The organism is Paraburkholderia sp. GAS333 (genome assembly GCF_050435665.1).
Classification (GTDB): domain Bacteria; phylum Pseudomonadota; class Gammaproteobacteria; order Burkholderiales; family Burkholderiaceae; genus Paraburkholderia; species Paraburkholderia fungorum_A.
The window spans coordinates 577,567-597,025 of record NZ_JBNDKS010000002.1 but is presented as its reverse complement, the minus strand read 5'-3'; the positions used below and the strand labels follow the sequence as shown (position 1 = coordinate 597,025).

14 protein-coding genes are annotated in these 19,459 nt (G+C 63.1%); 8 read left to right on the top strand and 6 right to left on the bottom strand.

Annotated elements, in window-relative coordinates; translation table 11 throughout:
• The first annotated feature begins 106 nt into the window (after positions 1 to 106).
• The 7 genes from ABH945_RS11865 to ABH945_RS11835 all read left to right on the top strand — a co-directional run bounded on the left by ABH945_RS11865 (position 107) and on the right by ABH945_RS11835 (position 9,009).
• Positions 107 to 1,093 (top strand): LacI family DNA-binding transcriptional regulator, encoded by a 987-nt coding sequence (locus ABH945_RS11865; RefSeq protein ID WP_074762797.1) that lies wholly within the window; start codon positions 107 to 109, stop codon positions 1,091 to 1,093.
• Entirely contained in the window at positions 1,090 to 2,373 is a 1,284-nt protein-coding gene (locus ABH945_RS11860; protein ID WP_429250644.1) for an AGE family epimerase/isomerase, read from the top strand. Before ABH945_RS11865 ends, ABH945_RS11860 begins: the two co-directional genes overlap by 4 nt.
• On the top strand, positions 2,370 to 3,278 hold the full coding sequence (locus ABH945_RS11855; protein WP_429250643.1) for a carbohydrate kinase family protein: 909 nt from the start codon (positions 2,370 to 2,372) through the stop codon (positions 3,276 to 3,278). The genes ABH945_RS11860 and ABH945_RS11855 overlap by 4 nt, the downstream gene beginning before the upstream one ends.
• A gap of 129 nt (positions 3,279 to 3,407) precedes the next feature.
• Positions 3,408 to 3,638 carry a hypothetical protein gene (locus ABH945_RS11850; RefSeq protein WP_429250642.1) on the top strand — a complete coding sequence of 77 codons (231 nt, stop codon included), beginning with the start codon at positions 3,408 to 3,410 and terminating at the stop codon, positions 3,636 to 3,638.
• Between the two features lie 60 nt (positions 3,639 to 3,698).
• Positions 3,699 to 3,944 carry a hypothetical protein gene (locus ABH945_RS11845; RefSeq protein WP_429250641.1) on the top strand — a complete coding sequence of 82 codons (246 nt, stop codon included), beginning with the start codon at positions 3,699 to 3,701 and terminating at the stop codon, positions 3,942 to 3,944.
• A gap of 231 nt (positions 3,945 to 4,175) precedes the next feature.
• Positions 4,176 to 5,174, top strand: a complete 999-nt coding sequence (locus ABH945_RS11840; protein ID WP_429250640.1) for an ion channel — start codon at positions 4,176 to 4,178, stop codon at positions 5,172 to 5,174.
• A gap of 247 nt (positions 5,175 to 5,421) precedes the next feature.
• On the top strand, positions 5,422 to 9,009 hold the full coding sequence (locus ABH945_RS11835) for an indolepyruvate ferredoxin oxidoreductase family protein (protein WP_429250639.1): 3,588 nt from the start codon (positions 5,422 to 5,424) through the stop codon (positions 9,007 to 9,009).
• 103 nt (positions 9,010 to 9,112) lie between these two features.
• Here the strand turns inward: ABH945_RS11835 and ABH945_RS11830 are convergent, their stop codons facing one another.
• Both ABH945_RS11830 and ABH945_RS11825 read right to left on the bottom strand, forming a co-directional pair.
• Positions 9,113 to 9,814, bottom strand: a complete 702-nt coding sequence (locus ABH945_RS11830; RefSeq protein ID WP_429250638.1) for a copper homeostasis protein CutC — start codon at positions 9,812 to 9,814, stop codon at positions 9,113 to 9,115.
• Positions 9,815 to 9,849: 35 nt separating this feature from the next.
• Positions 9,850 to 11,127 (bottom strand): EAL domain-containing protein, encoded by a 1,278-nt coding sequence (locus ABH945_RS11825; RefSeq protein WP_074762789.1) that lies wholly within the window; start codon positions 11,125 to 11,127, stop codon positions 9,850 to 9,852.
• 408 nt (positions 11,128 to 11,535) lie between these two features.
• On the opposite strand from ABH945_RS11825, the gene ABH945_RS11820 reads away from it, so the two are divergent.
• The gene (locus tag ABH945_RS11820; protein ID WP_074762788.1) at positions 11,536 to 13,191 is read left to right on the top strand and encodes a Na+/H+ antiporter; all 1,656 of its coding nucleotides are present in this window, start codon (positions 11,536 to 11,538) and stop codon (positions 13,189 to 13,191) included.
• Positions 13,192 to 13,296: 105 nt separating this feature from the next.
• Here the strand turns inward: ABH945_RS11820 and ABH945_RS11815 are convergent, their stop codons facing one another.
• From ABH945_RS11815 to ABH945_RS11800, 4 genes are all read right to left on the bottom strand, one after another.
• Positions 13,297 to 14,604: a solute carrier family 23 protein gene (locus ABH945_RS11815; RefSeq protein WP_429250637.1), complete on the bottom strand. Its 1,308-nt coding sequence runs from the start codon at positions 14,602 to 14,604 to the stop codon at positions 13,297 to 13,299.
• A gap of 149 nt (positions 14,605 to 14,753) precedes the next feature.
• Entirely contained in the window at positions 14,754 to 16,319 is a 1,566-nt protein-coding gene (locus ABH945_RS11810) for a methyl-accepting chemotaxis protein (protein ID WP_429250636.1), read from the bottom strand.
• Between the two features lie 436 nt (positions 16,320 to 16,755).
• The gene (locus ABH945_RS11805; RefSeq protein WP_429250635.1) at positions 16,756 to 18,309 is read right to left on the bottom strand and encodes a sensor domain-containing diguanylate cyclase; all 1,554 of its coding nucleotides are present in this window, start codon (positions 18,307 to 18,309) and stop codon (positions 16,756 to 16,758) included.
• 182 nt (positions 18,310 to 18,491) lie between these two features.
• Entirely contained in the window at positions 18,492 to 19,193 is a 702-nt protein-coding gene (locus ABH945_RS11800) for an NAD(P)H-binding protein (protein WP_429250634.1), read from the bottom strand.
• Positions 19,194 to 19,459 lie beyond the last annotated feature (266 nt).

Here is a 19,459-nt window from a genome sequence, read left to right as displayed (position 1 = left end):
CCGGGTGTCGTCGGCACCTTTGGCGGGCAGTTTTAGCAGCGTTTTACTATACAATCGCCCGAACCCAAACACCCCGCGGCCGCACCTTGGCGTGCCGCTTCATTCGATGGCCACAACCATCCGCGATGTCGCCCGAGCGGCCAGCGTGTCGATCGGCACCGTCTCCCGGGCCTTGAAGAATCAGCCCGGGCTCTCCGAAGCCACCCGCGAGCGCGTCGTCGAAACCGCGCGCCAACTCGGTTACGACGCGGCGCAATTGCGCCCGCGCATCCGTCGACTGACCTTCCTGCTGCATCGTCAGCACAATAACTTCGCGGCCAGCCCGTTCTTTTCGCATGTGCTGCACGGCGTGGAAGACGCCTGCCGCGAGCGCGGTATCGTGCCGTCGGTGCTGACCGCCGGCCCAACCGAAGACGTGATCCAGCAGATGCGCCTGCACGCGCCGGACGCGGTCGCCATCGCCGGTTTCGTCGAACCGGAAACGCTGACCACGCTGGTCGCCATGCAGCGCCCGCTGGTGCTGATCGACCTGTGGGCGCCCGGCCTGCGCTCGGTGAATCTCGACAATGTCGCGGGTGCGATGCTGGCCATGCGGCACCTGTTCGAACAGGGACGCAAGCGCATTGCGTTTATCGGCGGGTCGCTCGCGCACTTCAGCATCGCGCAGCGCGCGCTCGGCTACCGTAAGGCGTTTTTCGAAGCGGGGCTGCTGTTCGACCCGTCGCTGGAACTGACGATCGACGCAGGCCTCGACCCCGACACCGGCGCGGCGCGCGCGATGCATCGGCTGCTCGATGCACCCGGCCCGCGCCCCGACGCCGTATTTGCCTACAACGACGCCGCCGCGCTCGCCGCGCTGCGCGTTTGCCACGCGCGCGGCTTGCGCGTACCCGAAGACATCGCGATCATCGGTTTCGACGATATCCCTGCCGCCGCGCATGCCACACCGCCGCTTTCGACGCTCTCCGTCGACAAGGAAGCGCTCGGCCGGCGCGGCGTCGAACTACTGCTTGAAGAAGCGCCCGCCGAGCTGGAAGTCCGCTTGCCCGTTCAACTCATTGCCCGCGCCAGTACGCTGGTGAAAACGCCATGACGCAATCCGATCCGCTTCATCCTGCTAACAACGCCGCTACGGTGCCGCCTGTCGAGAGTTTCCGCAGCCGCGACTTTCTGCTCTCGCATGTCGAGGACACGCTGAATTTCTACGCGCCGAACGTGTTCGACCCGAGCGGCGGCTTCTACCATTTCTTCCGCGACGACGGTTCGATCTACGACAGAACCACGCGCCACCTGGTGAGCAGCTGCCGCTACGTGTTCAATTACGCGATGGCGTATCGCCAGTTCGGCGACCCGAAGCACCTCGAATACGCGCGTCACGGTTTGCGCTTTCTGCGCGACGCGCATTGGGACGCGCAGCACGAAGGCTACGACTGGGAACTCGAATGGCGCGACGGCCATAAGCGCACGCTCGACGCCACGCGTCATTGCTATGGCCTCGCGTTCGTGCTGCTCGCGTATTCGCATGCGGCGATGGCCGGCATCGAAGAAGCGAAGCCGATGATCGGCGCGACCTTCGAGCTGATGGAACACCGCTTCTGGGACGCCGCCGCCGGTCTCTATGCCGACGAAGCATCGCCCGAATGGCGGGTCAGTTCGTATCGCGGGCAAAACGCGAACATGCACACCACCGAGGCGCTGCTGGCCGCGCACGAAGCGACCGGTCATCTCGTTTATCTGGACCGCGCCGAGCGGGTCGCGTCGAACATCACGCTGCGTCAGGCGAAGCTGTCGCAGGGTCTGGTGTGGGAGCACTTTCACGCGGACTGGTCGGTCGACTGGCATTACAACGAAGAAGACAGCTCGAACATCTTCCGCCCGTGGGGTTTCCAGCCGGGACATCAGACGGAATGGGCGAAGCTGCTGCTGATTCTCGAACGCTTCCGGCCGCTGCCGTGGCTGTTGCCGCGCGCGATCGAACTGTTCGACGCCGCGATGACGCACGCGTGGGACGAAAACCACGGCGGCCTCTATTACGGCTTCGGCCCGGACGGCACCGTCTGCGATCACGACAAGTATTTCTGGGTCCAGGCCGAGACTTTCGCGACCGCCGCGCTGCTCGGCAAGCGCACCGGCAATGAGCGTTTCTGGGACTGGTACGACGAGATCTGGCGCTATAGCTGGACGCATTTCGTCGATCACCAGTACGGCGCGTGGTATCGCATCCTCACTTGCGACAACCGCAAGTACAGCGACGAAAAGAGCCCGGCCGGCAAGACCGACTATCACACGATGGGCGCGTGCTACGAAGTGCTCGCTCACGCGTTGCCCGACGGCGCGGCCACTTCTTCTGAGTCCGTGGAGAAAGCACAATGAGCGCGACCCCAGAATTTCCCCTCTTCGTTTCGGCGGGCGACATCCTCACCGATCTCGTCCGGACCGGCGCGTCGCAATGGCTGTCTCACCCGGGCGGTGCGGGCTGGAACGTCGCGCGCTGCGTCGCGCGCCTCGGCTTGCCGACCGCGAGCGCGGGCTCGCTCGGCGTCGACAATTTCTCCGACGACTTGTGGAACGCGAGCGTCGCCGCCGGTCTCGACATGCGCTTTTTGCAGCGGGTCGAGCGTCCGCCGCTGCTGGCGATCGTTCATCAGACGCATCCGCCCGCTTACTTCTTCATGGGCGAAAACGGCGCCGACCTCGCGTTCGATCCCGCGAAGCTGCCGGCCGGCTGGATGTCGCATGTGAAGTGGGCGCACTTCGGCTGCATCAGCCTCGTGCGTCAGCCGCTCGGCGATACGTTGGCTGCGTTGGCCGCCGAGTTGCGTTCGCGTGGTGTGAAGATAAGCTTCGATCCGAACTATCGCAATCTGATGGAACACGGGTACGAGCCGACGCTGCGCAAAATGGCCGCGCTGGCCGATCTGATCAAGGTATCCGACGAAGACTTGCGCCTGCTGTTCAAGACCGACGACGAATCCGCCGCGCTCGCCCAATTGCGCGCAATGAACCCGTCCGCGATCGTGATGGTCACGCGCGGACCGGAATCGGCGATGCTGATCGACGGTGCGGCGGTGATCGAAGCGCGTCCGCCGCGCGTCGAGGTAGTCGACACCGTCGGTGCGGGCGACGCGTCGATCGGCGGCTTGCTGTTCAGCTTGATGACTGCGCCGCAACGCGGCTGGGCCGAGCATCTCGGCTTCGCGCTGGCGGCAGGAGCTGCGGCTTGCCGCCATTCGGGCGCGCATGCGCCGTCGCTCGACGAAGTGGTCGCGCTGCTGTAATTCGGGTGCCATGTGCGGCGCGCATTGTCATGCGACAGGAGCGCCGCCCGCACTCGCATGGCGGGAAAACGAAGCTCCATCATCGTGCTAGGATGAAAAACCGAAACCTTTGGAAGACGGAGCGACGTTATGGACGACATCACCTATACCAAAGGCATCTACACGGCCACCGCGTCGATCAGACAGGTCGGCGCGGATAGCTGGCAGGGCGTGGTTACCCTCTCGCGCGACGACGGCGACTCAGGCTCCGATCAGGAAACTACGCAATACGAAGTAGACGCCACCTCGTCGACACCGGAAGAAGCGCTGGAAGAAGCCAAGGCGCTCGCGCACCGTATCCTCGGAGAAATCGAACTGTAGACGCATAGGCGCTGCGTTTGCCGCGCGGCGCCGCCTTGCACACATCGGCCGGAGGCAATCATGGCTGAACAACTCTTCCTCTACGGCGTGTACTCGATACACGTCCGCCCCATCGAACTGAACGGCGCGCGCTGGGACGCGGAATACGAAATCCGTCATCGCGAGAAAGCCGTCAAATCGTGGACGACGATTGGCGGCGACAGCGGCTATGGCGACGAAGCCGAAGCTGTAGCGGCGGCGCACCAGCAGGCGGTCGTCGATATCGAACATGGCGCGGGCATTCCGAAGCCGCGAGCGTTTCCATAACGACTGGGTATCGGCTTCGTTCGGTTCGCCTGGCTGCGGGGATACTTACTCGCCGCCTGCTGTGCGTCCAATGTTTTCGACTCACTGTACAGACGCGAATCAGGCCGCAACCGGCGCTCCACAGATGCCGTTTTCACCGCTCATTTTTCACGCCTGAGCCAGCCGAAAATCCGCTTCCACGCGCAAACCGGCGTGCTACGCTTTGCGCGTTTTCTTTTCCACGAGCACGCGATGGCCACTGAACCACAAGACCGTCCTTCCGGATTCGCAACCGACGACGCCGAAGCGGGCACCGGCGCGGGCACCGACGCGCAAAAGCGTCGCGCACGCGGCAGCCGCGAATTGCGTCTGGACGATCGCACGGTCATCGAACACGGCATGCCGACGCCACTGTGGCAGGACCTTTATCACCGCGCGCTGGTGGTTCGCTGGCCGATATTTTTCGTGTCGCTCGCGGTGCTGTTCCTGCTGCTCAACACTGCCTTCGCCACGCTTTACATGCTCGGCGACGGATCAATCGCGAATCAGTTTCCGAAAGGCTTCGGCGGCGCCTTCTTCTTCAGCGTCGAGACGCTGGCGACCGTCGGTTATGGCGACATGCATCCGGCGACCATCTACGCGCACTGGATCGCCACGCTGGAAATCTTCGTCGGCATGTCGGGCATTGCGTTGGCGACCGGGCTGATTTTCGCGCGCTTTTCGCGGCCGCACGCGAAGATCGTGTTTGCCCGCTATGCGGTCGTGCGGCCGCTCGACGGCCGCACGACGCTGATGGTGCGCGCCGCCAACGCGCGTCAGAACGTGATCGCCGAAGCGCGCGCGAGGCTGCGGATCATGCGTCAGGAAACCTCCATTGAAGGCTTCCCGATGCGCAAGCTCTACGACCTGACGCTCGTGCGCGATCAGCATCCGGTGTTCAAACTCGGCTGGCTGGTGATGCATGTGATCGACGAAAACAGTCCGCTGTTCGGCGAAAACGCCGAGACGCTGAAAGCGCGCGATACGACGCTGCTGCTCACGCTCGAAGGGGTCGACGAATCGACGTCGCAAACCATGCAGGCTCGCCACTTGTGGGCGTGCGAGCAGATTTACTGGCATCACCGTTTCGCTGACATCATGAGCGAGCGCGACGGCGTGAGCCATATCGATTACGCACATTTCGACGAGATCCTGCCGCTCGATGCAGCACCTCTTGCAGCGGACGTCGAGACACAAACGGCAGCGCGATAAATCGCGTTTTCCGAAGTCGCGCGCAATGGTATGCAGGCTCCCAGGGCATACCCGAAGCCCGCCGCCGTATGGAAAATCCACCTCAAAACTTCATTAAAACGCGCGGCTCTTCGCGCGTATTCGCTTGCCGTCCATCAAAGTAGGAATAAATCACTCTAATCGGCGCTAAAAAATAGAGTCTCTTCCGCAGCGTCACCGCGTGGTCCCCAACCTGCGCTGCGGATGCCATAACAACGGAGACTCACCCATGACCGCTCGCCTGCCCATCGACGGCACGCCCGCACTGGCCGATTACAAGCTGTCCGACAACCTCACCGCCGCGCGCGGCCGCATCTTCCTGACCGGCACGCAGGCGCTGGTACGTCTCGCGTTGATGCAGCGCGCACTCGACAAGGCACGCGGGATGAACACCGCCGGGTTTATCAGCGGCTATCGGGGCTCGCCGCTCGGCATGGTCGATCAGCAGTTGTGGAAAGCGAAGAAACTGCTCACCGCGAGTGAAATCCGCTTCCTGCCCGCGATCAACGAAGAACTCGGCGGCACCGCCGTACTCGGTACGCAGCGGGTGGAATCGGACCCGGAGCGCACCGTCGAAGGCGTGTTCGCGATGTGGTACGGCAAAGGCCCGGGCGTGGATCGCGCGGGCGATGCGCTGAAGCACGGCAACGCGTACGGCTCGTCGCCGCATGGGGGCGTGCTGGTCGTGGCGGGCGACGACCATGGCTGTGTGTCGTCGTCGATGCCGCATCAAAGCGACTTCGCGATGATGGCGTGGCACATGCCGGTGGTGAATCCGTCGAATATCGCGGACATGCTCGAATTCGGCCTGTATGGCTGGGAGTTGTCGCGCTTCTCGGGCGCGTGGGTCGGCTACAAGGCAATTTCCGAAACGGTCGAATCAGGCTCGACCGTCGATCTCGACGCGCTGCAAACCGAATGGGCCGCGCCGCACGATTTCGCCGCGCCAGCCGGTGGCTTGCACAACCGCTGGCCCGATCTGCCGAGTCTCACCATCGAATCGCGGATGCACGCGAAACTCGACGCCGTACGGCACTTTGCACGCGTGAACAGCATCGACAAATGGATCGCGCCGAGTCCGCATGCAAACGTGGGGATCGTCACGTGCGGCAAGGCGCATCTGGATTTGATGGAGACGCTGCGCCGGCTCGATCTGACCGTCGCCGATCTGGATGCCGCCGGTGTGCGCATCTATAAAGTCGGCCTGTCGTTTCCGCTCGAAATGACTCGGATCGATGCGTTCGTTTCCGGCTTGTCCGAGGTGCTGGTGATCGAGGAAAAAGGTCCGGTCATCGAGCAGCAGATCAAGGACTATCTGTACAACCGCACGCAAGGCACGCGGCCGGTTGTCGTCGGCAAGAATGCAGAGGACGGCACGATGCTGCTGTCGTCGCTCGGCGAATTGCGGCCGTCGCGCATTCTGCCGGTGTTCGCGACGTGGCTCGCCAGGCACAAACCCGCACTCGACCGGCGCGAGCGCGTGGTCGATCTGGTCGCACCGCAAATTCTGTCGAACGAAGCGGATAGCGTGAAACGTACGCCGTATTTCTGCTCGGGGTGTCCGCACAATACGTCGACGAAAGTACCCGACGGTTCGATCGCGCAGGCAGGCATCGGCTGCCACTTCATGGCCTCGTGGATGGAACGCGACACCACTGGCCTGATTCAGATGGGCGGCGAAGGCGTGGACTGGGCATCGCATTCGATGTTCACGAAAACGCGTCACGTATTCCAGAATCTCGGCGACGGCACCTACTTTCACTCGGGCATTCTCGCGATCCGTCAGGCGGTCGCCGCGAAAGCGACCATCACCTACAAGATTCTCTATAACGATGCGGTCGCGATGACCGGCGGCCAGCCGGTGGACGGCAGCATCTCGGTGCCGCAGATCGCACGTCAGGTGGAAGCGGAAGGCGTATCGCGCTTCGTCGTGGTCAGCGATGAACCGGAAAAATACGACGGCCATCACGATCAGTTTCCGAAGGGCACCACGTTCCATCACCGCAGCGAAATGGATGCCGTGCAGCGCGAATTGCGCGACACCGACGGCGTCACCGTGCTGATTTACGACCAGACGTGCGCGGCGGAAAAACGTCGTCGCCGGAAAAAAGGCGAGTTTCCCGATCCCGACAAACGTCTCGTTATCAATGAAGAGGTATGCGAAGGATGCGGCGATTGCGGCGTGCAGTCGAATTGTCTGTCGGTGGAACCGGTTGAAACGGCATTGGGTCGCAAGCGCAGGATCGATCAGTCGTCGTGCAACAAAGACTACTCGTGCGTGAACGGCTTCTGCCCGAGCTTCGTCACCGTCGAAGGCGGCAAGCTGAAAAAAGCCGCAGGTGTCGCGTTCGATCCGCAAGCGCTCGCCGCCCACGTCGAAGCATTGCCGATTCCCGCGACGCATCTGGACGCCGCACCGTACGACATCCTGGTGACGGGCGTCGGCGGCACGGGCGTGGTGACAGTCGGCGCGTTGATCAGCATGGCTGCGCATCTGGAAGGCAAGAGCGCGTCGGTGCTCGACTTCATGGGCTTCGCGCAAAAAGGCGGCTCGGTGTTGTCGTTCGTGCGCTTCGCCGCGCGCGACGAATGGCTGAACCAGGTGCGCATCGACACGCAACAGGCCGACGTGCTGCTCGCCTGCGACATGGTGGTCGGCGCCAGCGCCGATGCGTTGCAAACGGTGCGTCACGGCCGCACGCGAATCGTCGTCAACACGCACGCGATTCCGAACGCAACCTTCGTGACGAACCCGGACGCGACGCTGCACGCCGGCGCGTTGATCGACAAGATGCGTCACGCTGCGGGACCGGAGCGTATGTCTACTTGCGACGCTCAGGCACTCGCCACCCGTTTTCTCGGCGATACGATCGGCGCGAATATTCTGATGCTCGGCTACGCGTGGCAACTCGGGCTCGTCCCGGTTTCGTTCGCGGCGATGATGCGCGCGATCGAATTGAACAACGTCGCGGTGACGATGAACCAACTGGCGTTTTCGATCGGCCGGATGGCGGCGCACGATCCGGCTGCGCTCGAATCGCTGTGGCAGGCGCGGCATCTTGCCAAGCCCGGCACTCGCGTCGATACGCTCGATGAACTGATCGCGCATCGCGAAGGGCGTCTGCAAATTTACGGCGGCGCTGCGTATGTGAAGCGTTATCGCGCGCTGGTCGATGCGGCGCGCCGCGCTGAACATTCAGTCGATGCTCAAAGCGAACGCGTGACGCGCGCGGTGGCTACGACGTTTTATCGGCTGCTTGCGGTGAAGGACGAATACGAAGTCGCGCGTCTGCATACGGATGCGGCCTTCCGTGAAGCACTCGAAGCGCAATTCGAAGGTGTCGCGGGCAAGGACTTCGGCATCAAATTCAACCTCGCGCCGCCTGCGCTGAGCCGCGCGCAACCCGGCGTCAATCCGGTCAAGAAAACCTTCGGTCAATGGATGTGGCCGGTGCTCGGCATGCTGGCGAAATGGCGCGGTCTGCGCGGCACGGTGCTCGATCCGTTTGGCCGCACACTGGAGCGCAAGATGGAGCGCGAACTCGCCGGCGATTACGAAACCACGCTGCAGCGTGCGCTCGCGAAGCTCGACGCGAATAACCTGGAAGACGTGGCGAAGCTTGCCGATCTGCATGCGCGTGTACGCGGTTACGGTCATGTGAAGCTGGCGAATCTGGCGGGTGTGAAGCGCGGCGAGCGTGAACTGGCGGCACGCTTGCTGATCGACGCAGCGACGGGCGAGTCCGTCAGGAAGTCGCTGGAGGAGATGAAGGGCGCTGGGCAGTTGCGGGGGATTCCGGTGGTTGTAGCGAAGTAAGTGACTTGCGGGTGACGTGCATTGCCAGCTGTGAAAAAAAGCCGCTTCGAATTTATTCGAAGCGGCTTTTTAGTTACGCGTTGCACGTTGCACGGCAAGTTAGCTATTCGATTGCGTTATTCAAAAACGTCCGCACCTGTGCGACTTTCGCAATATCCACCGCCGCAAGCCCGCTCCCTCCCACGCGAACACCCGAACCGAAATGCACCGCGTCGACTTTCGTTCGCGTCACGAAGCCCTCGATTGCATCGATAGTCAAACCCGCACCGGCGAGCACCGTGCAATGCGACCCGCGAGCCTGCTGCACCAATTCGCGAATCGTGTCCTCGGCGTTCAGCACCGAAGCTTGTCCGCCCGACGTCAGCACATTCGTCACCGCGTCGAAACCAAGCAACACGTCCAGCGCTTTTTGAAGATGACGCGTTTCATCGAATGCACGATGGAAGGTGATGGCGAGTCCGTCGGCGGCATCGATCGCACGTTCGAGTCCTTCACGGTCAATCTCGCCATCGCCATTCAACATGCCGATCACGATACCGTTCGCACCCGCCGCTTTCACGGCCCGAACGTCGCGCAGCATGACGGCGTAGTCGTCGGCGTCGTAAGTGAACGAGCGGCTATGCGGCCGCACGATCACATTCACCGGTATCTCGACGGCCGCGACCACCGCTTCGATCAGGCCGACGCTCGGCGTCAGACCGCCCTCGCCCATCGCGGTAACGAGTTCGATCCGGTCAGCGCCGGCTCGCGCGGCGAGGCGCGCATCGGCAACGGTCGTGGCAATGACTTCAAGCAGGATGGACATGAGCGCGGCAGACGGTCGTTAAAAACGACATCATCTCAGAACCGCTCTTCATCCATCCAGTCGATGTCGCCGCACAGCACGCAAGTCTGATCGCCGACCCGCGTCGCCACCGACAACGTCACGCACGGCAACGCCTCGTTGATCGACAGATAAGGCCGCGTCACATGCACACGTTCCGGCGCATTGATCGCATCGCGGAAATACGGCCGACGCAGCCAGTTCGCGCCTTGTGCATCGGCGAGCGGCAAAAAGCGCGTTTCGTGCGCGGCCCGGTCGGCTCGCAACACGACGTTGCGGCCCGCCTGCTTGCCCTTCGCATCGAGCAGAAAACAGCGCGCCGCGTGATCGAGCGCGAGAAAATTCCAGCACACTTCTTCGAGCGGCTCGCCTGCGGCAAGCCGCTCGGCCGCGCGCTCGAAGGCCCGCAAATACGGCGCCAGACGACTCGCGCTGCGCCGCTCGCGCGCTTCGGCCAGATCACGATAACGCTCGGTGAGTTCGCTGATGCAGGCAGTCGCGTGCACGGCATCGGCGGCACCGGGGTTCGGTCTGCCGAAGAAAAAGCCCTGCACGAAGTCGGCGTTGCACGCGAGCGCCATCTGCGCTTCGTGCTCCGTTTCCACGCCTTCGATCAACACCAGCTTGCCCGCCTCGTGCAGCAACGCAACGAGGCCCGGCAGGATCGTCGCCATATCCGCACGATGCGCAGCGTGCGACAGCATCACACGGTCGAGTTTGACGATGTCGGGATTCAGCTGCCAGATCCGTTCGACGTTCGAATGCCCCGCGCCGAAATCGTCGAGCGCGATCAGGAAGCCGCGCTCGCGGAACTGACGCACCGCATCGGCGAGACGCTCCAGGTCTTCGGCACGTTGTTCCAGCACTTCGAGCACGATCCGGCGCGGCGGCAAATCGAGCCGCCGCAGCGTCGCCAGCAACGCGGCGGACAGATACGGATCGGTGAGCGCGCCCGGATGCACGTTCAGAAACAGCCACTCACGCTCGGCACCGAGCACCTTGAAGTTTTCCAGATGCAGTGTCTGCGCAAGCCGGTCCACCTGCAGCACGTCGCCGACACGCGCGGCCTCGCCGAACACGTCGAGCGGAGACACGGGGCGGTCGAGCGAGTCGTGCGCGCGCAGCAAACCTTCGTAGCCGACCGCCCGCATATGCGACAGGCTGAAAATCGGCTGAAACACGCTCGACAGCGTCAGCTCGCCGTGCTGCGCTGAAAAACGTTGAAGCCCCGACGTCACTTCGACATCGAAACCATGCGGCACGCTGGCCGTTCTATCCTGTTGCGCAATCGTCATGCAGTCCTCTCACGCAAGAGCCGGCCCGGTCCGAACGCGGAGGCGAACAACCTCGGCACCGTTTCTCAAATGTGCGTCATCGTTACTGCTTAAGCAAGCTCCATGCGCACGCTGACGCACATTCCAAATCAGTTTCGACCGAAGATTGCACCGGCGGAAAGGTTCGTGCGCCGAGCGTGGGCGTAGCGCGCACCGTTGCGGTGCGCGGGCTTTCAGTTGCCCGATTTGACGCGTTCTGAAGCGCTTTGCTGCCGGCCTTCGCCGCCAACCTCGAGCGCGCAATGCGCGGCTGACAATAGCCTTTCTCGTGCTCGGGCTAAACTGCGGCCTTGCCCCTCGTGAACGCTACGCGGCGGCATCGTCGAAAATCTCCGAGGAAACATTCGTTATATCCGTAGAAATAGACCGATGGAAATAGTCTTTACCGTATTGATTCTTCTGCTCGCCGTCGCGGGCTCCGGCGTCCTGACGCGCTCGTTGCCGTTCAAGCTGCCGCTGCCGCTCGTGCAAATCGCCATCGGCGCATTGCTCGCGTGGCCGAGGCTCGACCTGCACGTCAGCTTCAATCCCGAAATCTTCATGTTGCTGTTCATTCCGCCATTGCTGTTCGCGGATGGCTGGCGCATTCCCAAGCGCGAATTCTTCATGGCACGCCGCGCGATCCTGATGCTCGCGCTCGGCTTGGTGTTCATGACGGTGCTGGTGGTCGGCTACTTCGTGCATGCACTGGTGCCGGCCATTTCGCTGCCGGTCGCATTCGCGCTCGCGGCGGTGTTGTCGCCGACCGATGCCGTGGCGCTGTCGGGCATCGTCGGCAAGGACCGCATTCCTGGGCGGCTGATGCACATCCTCGAAGGCGAAGCGTTGATGAACGACGCGTCGGGTCTCGTCGCGCTGAAGTTCGCCATCGCCGCCGCGATGACCGGCGTGTTTTCGCTGCGCGACGCGTCGATCAGTTTCGTGGTCATCGCGGTGGGCGGGCTGGCCGTGGGCGCGGCGGTAAGCTGGCTGTTCAGCTTCGTGTCGGCGCATTTTTTCAGTCTCACCGAAGAGGGCGATCCCGCACCCGGCGTCGTGATGACGCTGCTGATTCCGTTCGCCGCGTATCTGATCGCGGAACGCCTCGGGCTGTCGGGCATTCTGTCCGCCGTTGCTGCGGGCATGACGATGAACTACACGAGCGTCGTGACCGAAGGCCCGGTGTCGTCGCGAGTTCGTGCAAGCAGCACGTGGACGATGATCGAGTTCGTCTTCAACGGGATGGTGTTCATTCTGCTGGGGCTGCAGTTTCCGCACATTCTGGGCCGCGCGCTGCTCGACGCGCACGAAACCAGTAACGCGCAAGTCGGTCTGCTGATCGGCTACATCGCGGCGGTGGCGCTCGCGCTTTACGCGATGCGCTTCGTGTGGGTCTGGCTGCTGCGCTATTTCGCGAGCCGTGGCGCGGCGAAACAAGGGGTGTCGAACGCGGTCCCCGGCTTGAGGATGGTGTCGGTCACGACGGTGGCCGGGGTGCGCGGCGCGGTGACGCTCGCGGGCGTGCTGTCGCTGCCGGAGCTGCTGCCGAACGGCACGCCGCTGCCTGGTCGCGATCTGGCGATTTTCATCGCATCGGGCGTGATTCTGCTGTCGCTGCTGGTGGCGGTCGGCGCGTTGCCGGTGTTGTTGAACGGCTGGCGGCGGGGCAAGGACCCGCACGCCGCCGAGGAAGCGCTCGCGCGCACGGCCGCCGCGCAAGCCGCGATTCGCGCAGTCGACGAAGTGCACGATACCGAATGCGCGAATCTGGATGAATCGGAGTCGGCGTATGCGGCGGATGTCACCGCGCGCGTGATGGACCTCTACCGGCGGCGCCTCGCCACGCTCGACGAAGAAAAAGAGCCGAGAGAAATGGCACGCCGCGCCGACGCGCTCGAGTTCAGGATGAAGCTGGCGGCGATGCGTGCCGAGCGCAAGGCGTTGCTGGCGCTGCGCAATAGCCAGGACATCAACGATGAGACGTTGAACAAGCTGATGCGCGAAGTGGATTTGTCGGAGACGGCGCTGACGGCGCGGAGGAAGTAACGCTTTTTGCGGTACGGGTGGCGGCTTCCGTTTCCCTGGCCCCGGCAACGGGAAAGGAACCACTAGCCGCCACCCACTGCCCCCGCTTATTGCGAGGGCAAAAAATCAGGCCACCGGCCCTTGCGCCGAGCGTTTTCTCAACAGCGCGTAGAGGATGATCGCGCCAAACGTCGCGGTGCCGATGCCGCCCAGACCAAAGCCGCCGAGCTTCAGCGAAAAGTCGCCTGCGCCCAGCACCAGCGTCACGGCGGCGACGATCAGATTGCGGTTGTCCGAGAAGTCGACTTTGTTGACGACCCAGATACGCGCGCCCGTCACCGCGATCAGGCCGAACACCACAATCGACACACCGCCCAGCACCGGACCCGGAATCGTCTGGATCACCGCGCCGAATTTCGGCGAGAAGCCGAGCACCAATGCGATCACCGCGGCAATCACGAACACCAGCGTCGAGTAGATCTTGGTCACGGCCATCACGCCGATATTTTCTGCGTACGTCGTCACGCCCGTGCCGCCCGCAAAGCCGGAAACGATGGTCGCGAGGCCGTCGCCGAGAAACGCGCGGCCGACGTAGCGGTCCAGGTTCTGGCCGGTCATCGCGCTCACCGCCTTGATGTGGCCGAGATTTTCCGCGACGAGGATGACCGCGATCGGCGCGAGCAAGGCCATCGCCTTCGGGTCGAACACCGGTGATGTGAAGTGCGGCAAGCCGAACCACGCAGCGTTGGCGACGATCGCGAAATCGATCGGATTGCCCATGCCAAGTCCGTTCGTGACGATCGCGTAAATCACATACGCCATCAGCAGGCCGATCAGGATCAGCAGACGCTGCATCATGCCGCGCGCGAACACCGCGACCGCGCTCACGCACAGCACGGTGACCAGCGCCATCCACGAATCGAAGTTGCTGCCGCTCACGCCATGCACTGCGATCGGCGCGAGATTCAGGCCGATCACGCAGACGATCGCGCCGGTGACGACCGGCGGCATCAGCGTTTCGATCCAGCGCGTACCGACCGCCGACACGATCAGCCCGATGATCGCGTACACGACGCCGCACACGATGATCCCGCCCAGCGCCACCGGAATGTTCAGATTCGGACCGTGGCCGCCGTAGCCCGTCACCGCGATCACCAGACCGATGAACGCGAAGCTCGAACCGAGATAGCTCGGCACCCGTCCGCCGACCAGCACGAAGAACAGCAGCGTGCCGATACCGGACATGAAAATACACAGGTTCGGATCGAAGCCCATCAGCAACGGCGCGAGCACGGTCGAACCGAACATCGCGACGACGTGCTGGATGCCCATGGCGAACATTTGCGGCCAGGCGAGGCGCTCGTCGGTGCCGACGATGCTGCCCTCGGCAGCGGCAGGCTGGCGGCGCCAGCGTGGGAAGTACGAATCGGCCATGGCGGGGGTTCTCCTCTATTCGGCGTGTTTTGTGCTGAACGGCGGCGAAAAAACCGCTGCTCAGGAATTAGGCGCGAGTGTACGGAGTGCCATGGGGCGTGGCAAGCGCGGCAAAACGAGGGGGCGCCGCTTCCACGCGCTGACGACCTTCACCCGCGCTTCGGCTCCAGCGAAAACACCGTCACCGCCGCCTGCAACTGTCTCGCCTGATCCGCCATCGACGCCGCGGCAGCCGCCGCCTGCTCGACCAGCGCCGCGTTCTGCTGGGTCACGTCGTCCATCTGCGCGACCGCGCGGTTCACCTCCTCGATGCCGGTGCTCTGTTCGTGCGACGCCGACGAAATCTCGCCCATGATGTCCGTCACGCGCTTCACTGCATGCGTGACTTCGGCCATTGTCTGACCGGCCCGCTCGGCGAGTTCGGCGCCGCTGCCCACGCGTGCAGTCGAACTTTCGATCAGCTCCTTGATTTCCTTCGCCGACACCGCGCTGCGCTGAGCGAGCGAACGCACTTCGCCCGCGACCACCGCAAAGCCGCGCCCCTGCTCGCCCGCGCGCGCCGCCTCAACCGCCGCGTTCAACGCGAGAATGTTGGTCTGGAACGCGATCCCTTCGATCACCGCGATGATGTCCGTCATCCGCTTCGAGCCCGCCGCCAGTTCGCGCATGGTGTCGACCACGTCGCCGACCAGGCCGCTGCCGCGCACCGCCACTTCCGACGCGCCGTGCGCAACGCCGCCCGCCTGCTGCGCGTTCTCGGCGTTCATCTTCACCGTCGACGTCAGTTCCTGCATGCTCGATGCGGTCTGCTGCAACGCGGCGGCCTGTTCCTCGGTGCGTTGCGACAGATCGGTGTTGCCCTGCGCGATCTCGCCCGACGCCAGCAAGATCGACTCGCTCGATTCGCTGATGCCCGACACGATCCCGGCCAGCCGCTCGCGCATGTTGGAGAGCGCGAACAGCATGCTGTCGGTGTCGCCCGCGCGGGTGTCGACGCGCACGCTCAGGTCGCCGTCCGCGATACGGTTGGCGATATGCATCGCGTAACCCGGTTCGCCGCCAAGCTGCCGCGCGAGACGCCGCGCGATCACCGCCGCGAGCAACGTGCCCGCGAGAATCGCCGCAAGCACCAGCACGCTCATCACGATCACCATGTGCTGATAATCGGCGGTCGCTTCCTGCTGCGCGTCGTTGGCTTGCTGACGGCGATAGTCGATCAACGCGGTGATGCGGTCGCGCAATGCCTCGCTCGACGCGATTGCGCGGCGCACCAGCTCGGCGTTATCGACACCGGCGGGAATCGGCTCCAGCCCGATCTGCTGATGCACGATGCTCTCCCATACGGCCGATTTGCTCATCACCTCGTCGAACATCGCCCGGCCTTTGGCGGTCGCGATTGACGCGCGATATGAGTCGTAAGCGGCGTGCATGTCCTTCAACGATCCGACGATGCCGTCCTTCAACTTCTGACGACCGGCGTCATCGGTGGCATAGCCTAGATTCGCGGCGGCGAGATCCGAATCGATCTTGTGGCGGTTCGCCTCTTCCATCCAGTAGAGACCGTCCATGTGCTTGTCGCAGATGGCGTCGGTAATCGCGTGCATCGACGACAGCTTGCTCAGCGACATCCCGCCGATCACGACGCAAAAGCCGATCACCACGGCGAACGCCAGCAGCAGTTTCCTGAATACAGTCATGCGGTCGAACCACTTCATCTCGGCATCCTTCAAATCGCGACGGCGGGTCGCTCGGGCCGCCACGCAACCGCGAACATTTCGCGATTTATCGGATACGTGGCTACGCGCCCCACTCCTTTACGGCCGCGATCAGCGGACCTGAAGCGACCTATGGCGGGAATAACGAGGACAGGATGATGTAAGGCGTCGAGCGCGAATGCCGGGCATCGACGTGGATCGCGTGAGGTGCGCGTCGACTCGAATCTGTCTGATATTTACGGCGCCGGAAGGCACCTTAGACTCGCCGCTGCATCACGCGATAAAAAGCGTATGCGACGTTGTTTGCAATCTTGTTGAACCTCTCCGACTTTCGCTCACGTTCCCCAACGTGGGCATTTTTTGCCCTTTCGCTGGACGCTCCGCTCGCGCGCGCCGCGAACGGAATGGCGAAGTCAATCGATCGATTCAGGTCGCTTCAGGTGTCGCTTCGCATTGCCGTTTCCGGCACGGAATCAGGTTGCGTATCCGGCGAATGACCGGCATCCGCATTCGACGCATTTTCCGCCTGGCCATAACGCACCACGCGATTACGGCCCGCATCCTTGGCGTCGTACAGAGCGCGGTCAGCAGCATTGACCAGCTCACGGCTCGTCGCGATTACCTGACCCTGCGCGGTCGCCACGCCAATGCTCACCGTCAGCACGTGATGCGAACTCGCCACATGACGCAGCTCGCGCGCCTGCACGACAGCGCGAATCCGCTCGGCGATGCACGCCGCCCCGGCTTCGTCCGTATCCGGCAACAGCACGGCGAACTCTTCGCCGCCGTAGCGCGCAGCGGTATCGCCCGGACGCCGCACGCTCTGCGCAATGCTGCGCGCCACCGTGATCAACGCTTCGTCGCCTGCCGAGTGGCCGTACAGATCGTTGAAACCCTTGAAACTGTCGACGTCGATCAGCAGCATCGACAGCGGCCACCCGCTGCGCTGCGCGCGCCGCCATTCCGCCTCCAGATGCTCTTCGAAGGTGCGGCGATTATTCAGGCCGGTCAGCCCGTCGGTGCGCGCCAGTTCGCGCAGTTCGTCTTCGGCTGCGCGGCGGCGGTGCAACTGCTGCGAAAACAGAAACGCGAGCGCGATGATCGTCGCGTCGAGCGCGGCGATCAGCGAGCCGATGATCCACGCGCGATGCCTCCACTGGGCGTAGATATCGTGCGTGGATAACGCGACATCGAGAATCAGCGGATACATGTCGATATGGCGGAATGCGTACCAGCGCTCCACGCCGTCAATCGACGCCGTGCCGAAGAAGTCCCCGCTCGGCTGATTGACGAAGCGCGAATAGTTCGCGGTGCCGGCCAGACTGATGCCGACAACTTTCGGATCGTAAGGACGCCGCATCAGCATCGTGCCGTCGCGCAGCATCAACGCCATCGATCCGCCGGGACCGAGGTTCATGCCGTCGAACAGATGGTGAAAGTACGCCAGCCGTATCGTGCCGACCACCACGCCGCCGAAGCTGCCGTCCGGCCGCGAGATGCGCCGGCTCAACGCGATGCTGATTTCCCTGTTGCGCGCCTTCGGCATGAATGGATGGCTGATATACAGGCCCACGTCCGGCGAATCGCGCTGCACCTGGAAGTAATCGCGATCGGCGACATTGAAATTGCGCGGCGGAGAAGCTTGCGAGTCGAAGACAACGTTACCGTTCTCGTCGAACACGAAGAGCGACCCCAAGTCCCGCGCGCCGGCCGAGCCGTCGAACAGCACCATCTGACGGACTTCCGGCTTCAGCTCCATCAGGCCCGGCTGCTTCAGACCTTCCATGACCGCACGCAACGACAGATCGAAGATCTCGAGATTGCGCGAGACGTCCTTCTCGATCAGCAGCGACACGTTGAAGACGGAGTCCTGAGCGCGGCGCAATGCGTCGTCGCGCATTTGCGCCAGCACCCACACGGCAATGGCGAGGATCGCGCCCGCTAGCACGATACTGATCGCAATCACGATGTTCGGTCGACGCGTCACCATGGACTATTCGATCTGGCATGCGCGGACTTTCGCGCGTGAAAAAAGTGGGCCGCGCAGCGAAGGCACGGCAAGTGAAACGTTAGCGTAACAGACGCGCCCACGCGTCGATTGATCGAACAGACCCGGTTTTGCGGCCTTTGCCCGACGGTTGTGACGCTCGGTGCGCTCGGTGCGTCTGAGCCCTAACCCGCGTGCAGCCCCACAGGCGCAGAGGATGACTCACGACTCAGCGCGCGGATGTCGGCGGTTTCGAGCACCGCTTTGCTGGCGCCGTGACGCGCGACCGCCAGCATCGCCTGGCCGATGTCTTCCGTACTCAGAATGTGGTTGGGGAACGTCGCGCGCAACGTCGAGAGGAACGGTTTGGTCAGCGTGTAGAACAACCGGTACGAGCGGGTTTTCGACCGTGCGCCGTTCAACGGCTGGATCACGCCGGGACGGAACAGATACACGGCTTTGAACGGCAGCCGTTGCAGCGCGTTCTCCGTGCGGCCTTTCACTCGCGCCCACATGCTGCGGCCGTGCTCAGTGCTGTCGGTGCCCGCACCGGAGACATAGACGAAGGTCATCTGCGGGTTGAGGCGGGAGAGCGTTTGCGCGGCGGCCAGCGTGAGGTCATAAGTGAGGCGCGCGTAGTCCGCCTCGCTCATCCCCGCCGACGAAACGCCCAGGCAGAAGAAGCACGCATCAAACCCGGCGAGTTGCGCTTCCACATTCCGGTAGTCCATCAGGTCCGCGTGGACCATTTCGACGAGGCGCGGATCGAGCTGCCCACTGGCCGTGCGGCCGACCGTCTGCACCGCCTCGACATCGGGCGCCCGCAGACATTCGCGCAGCACACCCTGGCCGACCATCCCGGTCGCGCCGAATATCAGAACTTTCATTTTGTTGACTCCGTGATCGCGTCCGGCCGTCGGCGCTCAAATTCATGCGTCAAGCGTGAGATTGAGCCATTTCTCATGCAAACGCTGAATAAAGTGACAAACGCAAGTTTTCATCATGTGCCTAAAAACGTGCAAATTTCTACCAAAATCGTTTTTCTCCATTCATCTTGTGCAATGTCATAGAGATTTACCCGATCTGGCTTAAGTCCTGTCTCGAATAGTCCGATATCCGGTAGATGGGATACCCATTTGGCCGGCACAGGTGC

What these genes read in the sequence shown, in the direction of transcription:
- ABH945_RS11850 (WP_429250642.1), top strand. Translation starts at nt 3,408, where the DNA reads ATGGACGACATCACCTATACCAAAGGCATCTACACGGCCACCGCGTCG.
- ABH945_RS11810 (WP_429250636.1), bottom strand. Translation starts at nt 16,319, where the DNA reads ATGAAGTGGTTCGACCGCATGACTGTATTCAGGAAACTGCTGCTGGCG.
- ABH945_RS11830 (WP_429250638.1), bottom strand. Translation starts at nt 9,814, where the DNA reads ATGTCCATCCTGCTTGAAGTCATTGCCACGACCGTTGCCGATGCGCGC.
- ABH945_RS11860 (WP_429250644.1), top strand. Translation starts at nt 1,090, where the DNA reads ATGACGCAATCCGATCCGCTTCATCCTGCTAACAACGCCGCTACGGTG.
- ABH945_RS11865 (WP_074762797.1), top strand. Translation starts at nt 107, where the DNA reads ATGGCCACAACCATCCGCGATGTCGCCCGAGCGGCCAGCGTGTCGATC.
- ABH945_RS11820 (WP_074762788.1), top strand. Translation starts at nt 11,536, where the DNA reads ATGGAAATAGTCTTTACCGTATTGATTCTTCTGCTCGCCGTCGCGGGC.
- ABH945_RS11840 (WP_429250640.1), top strand. Translation starts at nt 4,176, where the DNA reads ATGGCCACTGAACCACAAGACCGTCCTTCCGGATTCGCAACCGACGAC.
- ABH945_RS11835 (WP_429250639.1), top strand. Translation starts at nt 5,422, where the DNA reads ATGACCGCTCGCCTGCCCATCGACGGCACGCCCGCACTGGCCGATTAC.
- ABH945_RS11825 (WP_074762789.1), bottom strand. Translation starts at nt 11,127, where the DNA reads ATGACGATTGCGCAACAGGATAGAACGGCCAGCGTGCCGCATGGTTTC.
- ABH945_RS11815 (WP_429250637.1), bottom strand. Translation starts at nt 14,604, where the DNA reads ATGGCCGATTCGTACTTCCCACGCTGGCGCCGCCAGCCTGCCGCTGCC.
- ABH945_RS11800 (WP_429250634.1), bottom strand. Translation starts at nt 19,193, where the DNA reads ATGAAAGTTCTGATATTCGGCGCGACCGGGATGGTCGGCCAGGGTGTG.
- ABH945_RS11805 (WP_429250635.1), bottom strand. Translation starts at nt 18,309, where the DNA reads ATGGTGACGCGTCGACCGAACATCGTGATTGCGATCAGTATCGTGCTA.
- ABH945_RS11845 (WP_429250641.1), top strand. Translation starts at nt 3,699, where the DNA reads ATGGCTGAACAACTCTTCCTCTACGGCGTGTACTCGATACACGTCCGC.
- ABH945_RS11855 (WP_429250643.1), top strand. Translation starts at nt 2,370, where the DNA reads ATGAGCGCGACCCCAGAATTTCCCCTCTTCGTTTCGGCGGGCGACATC.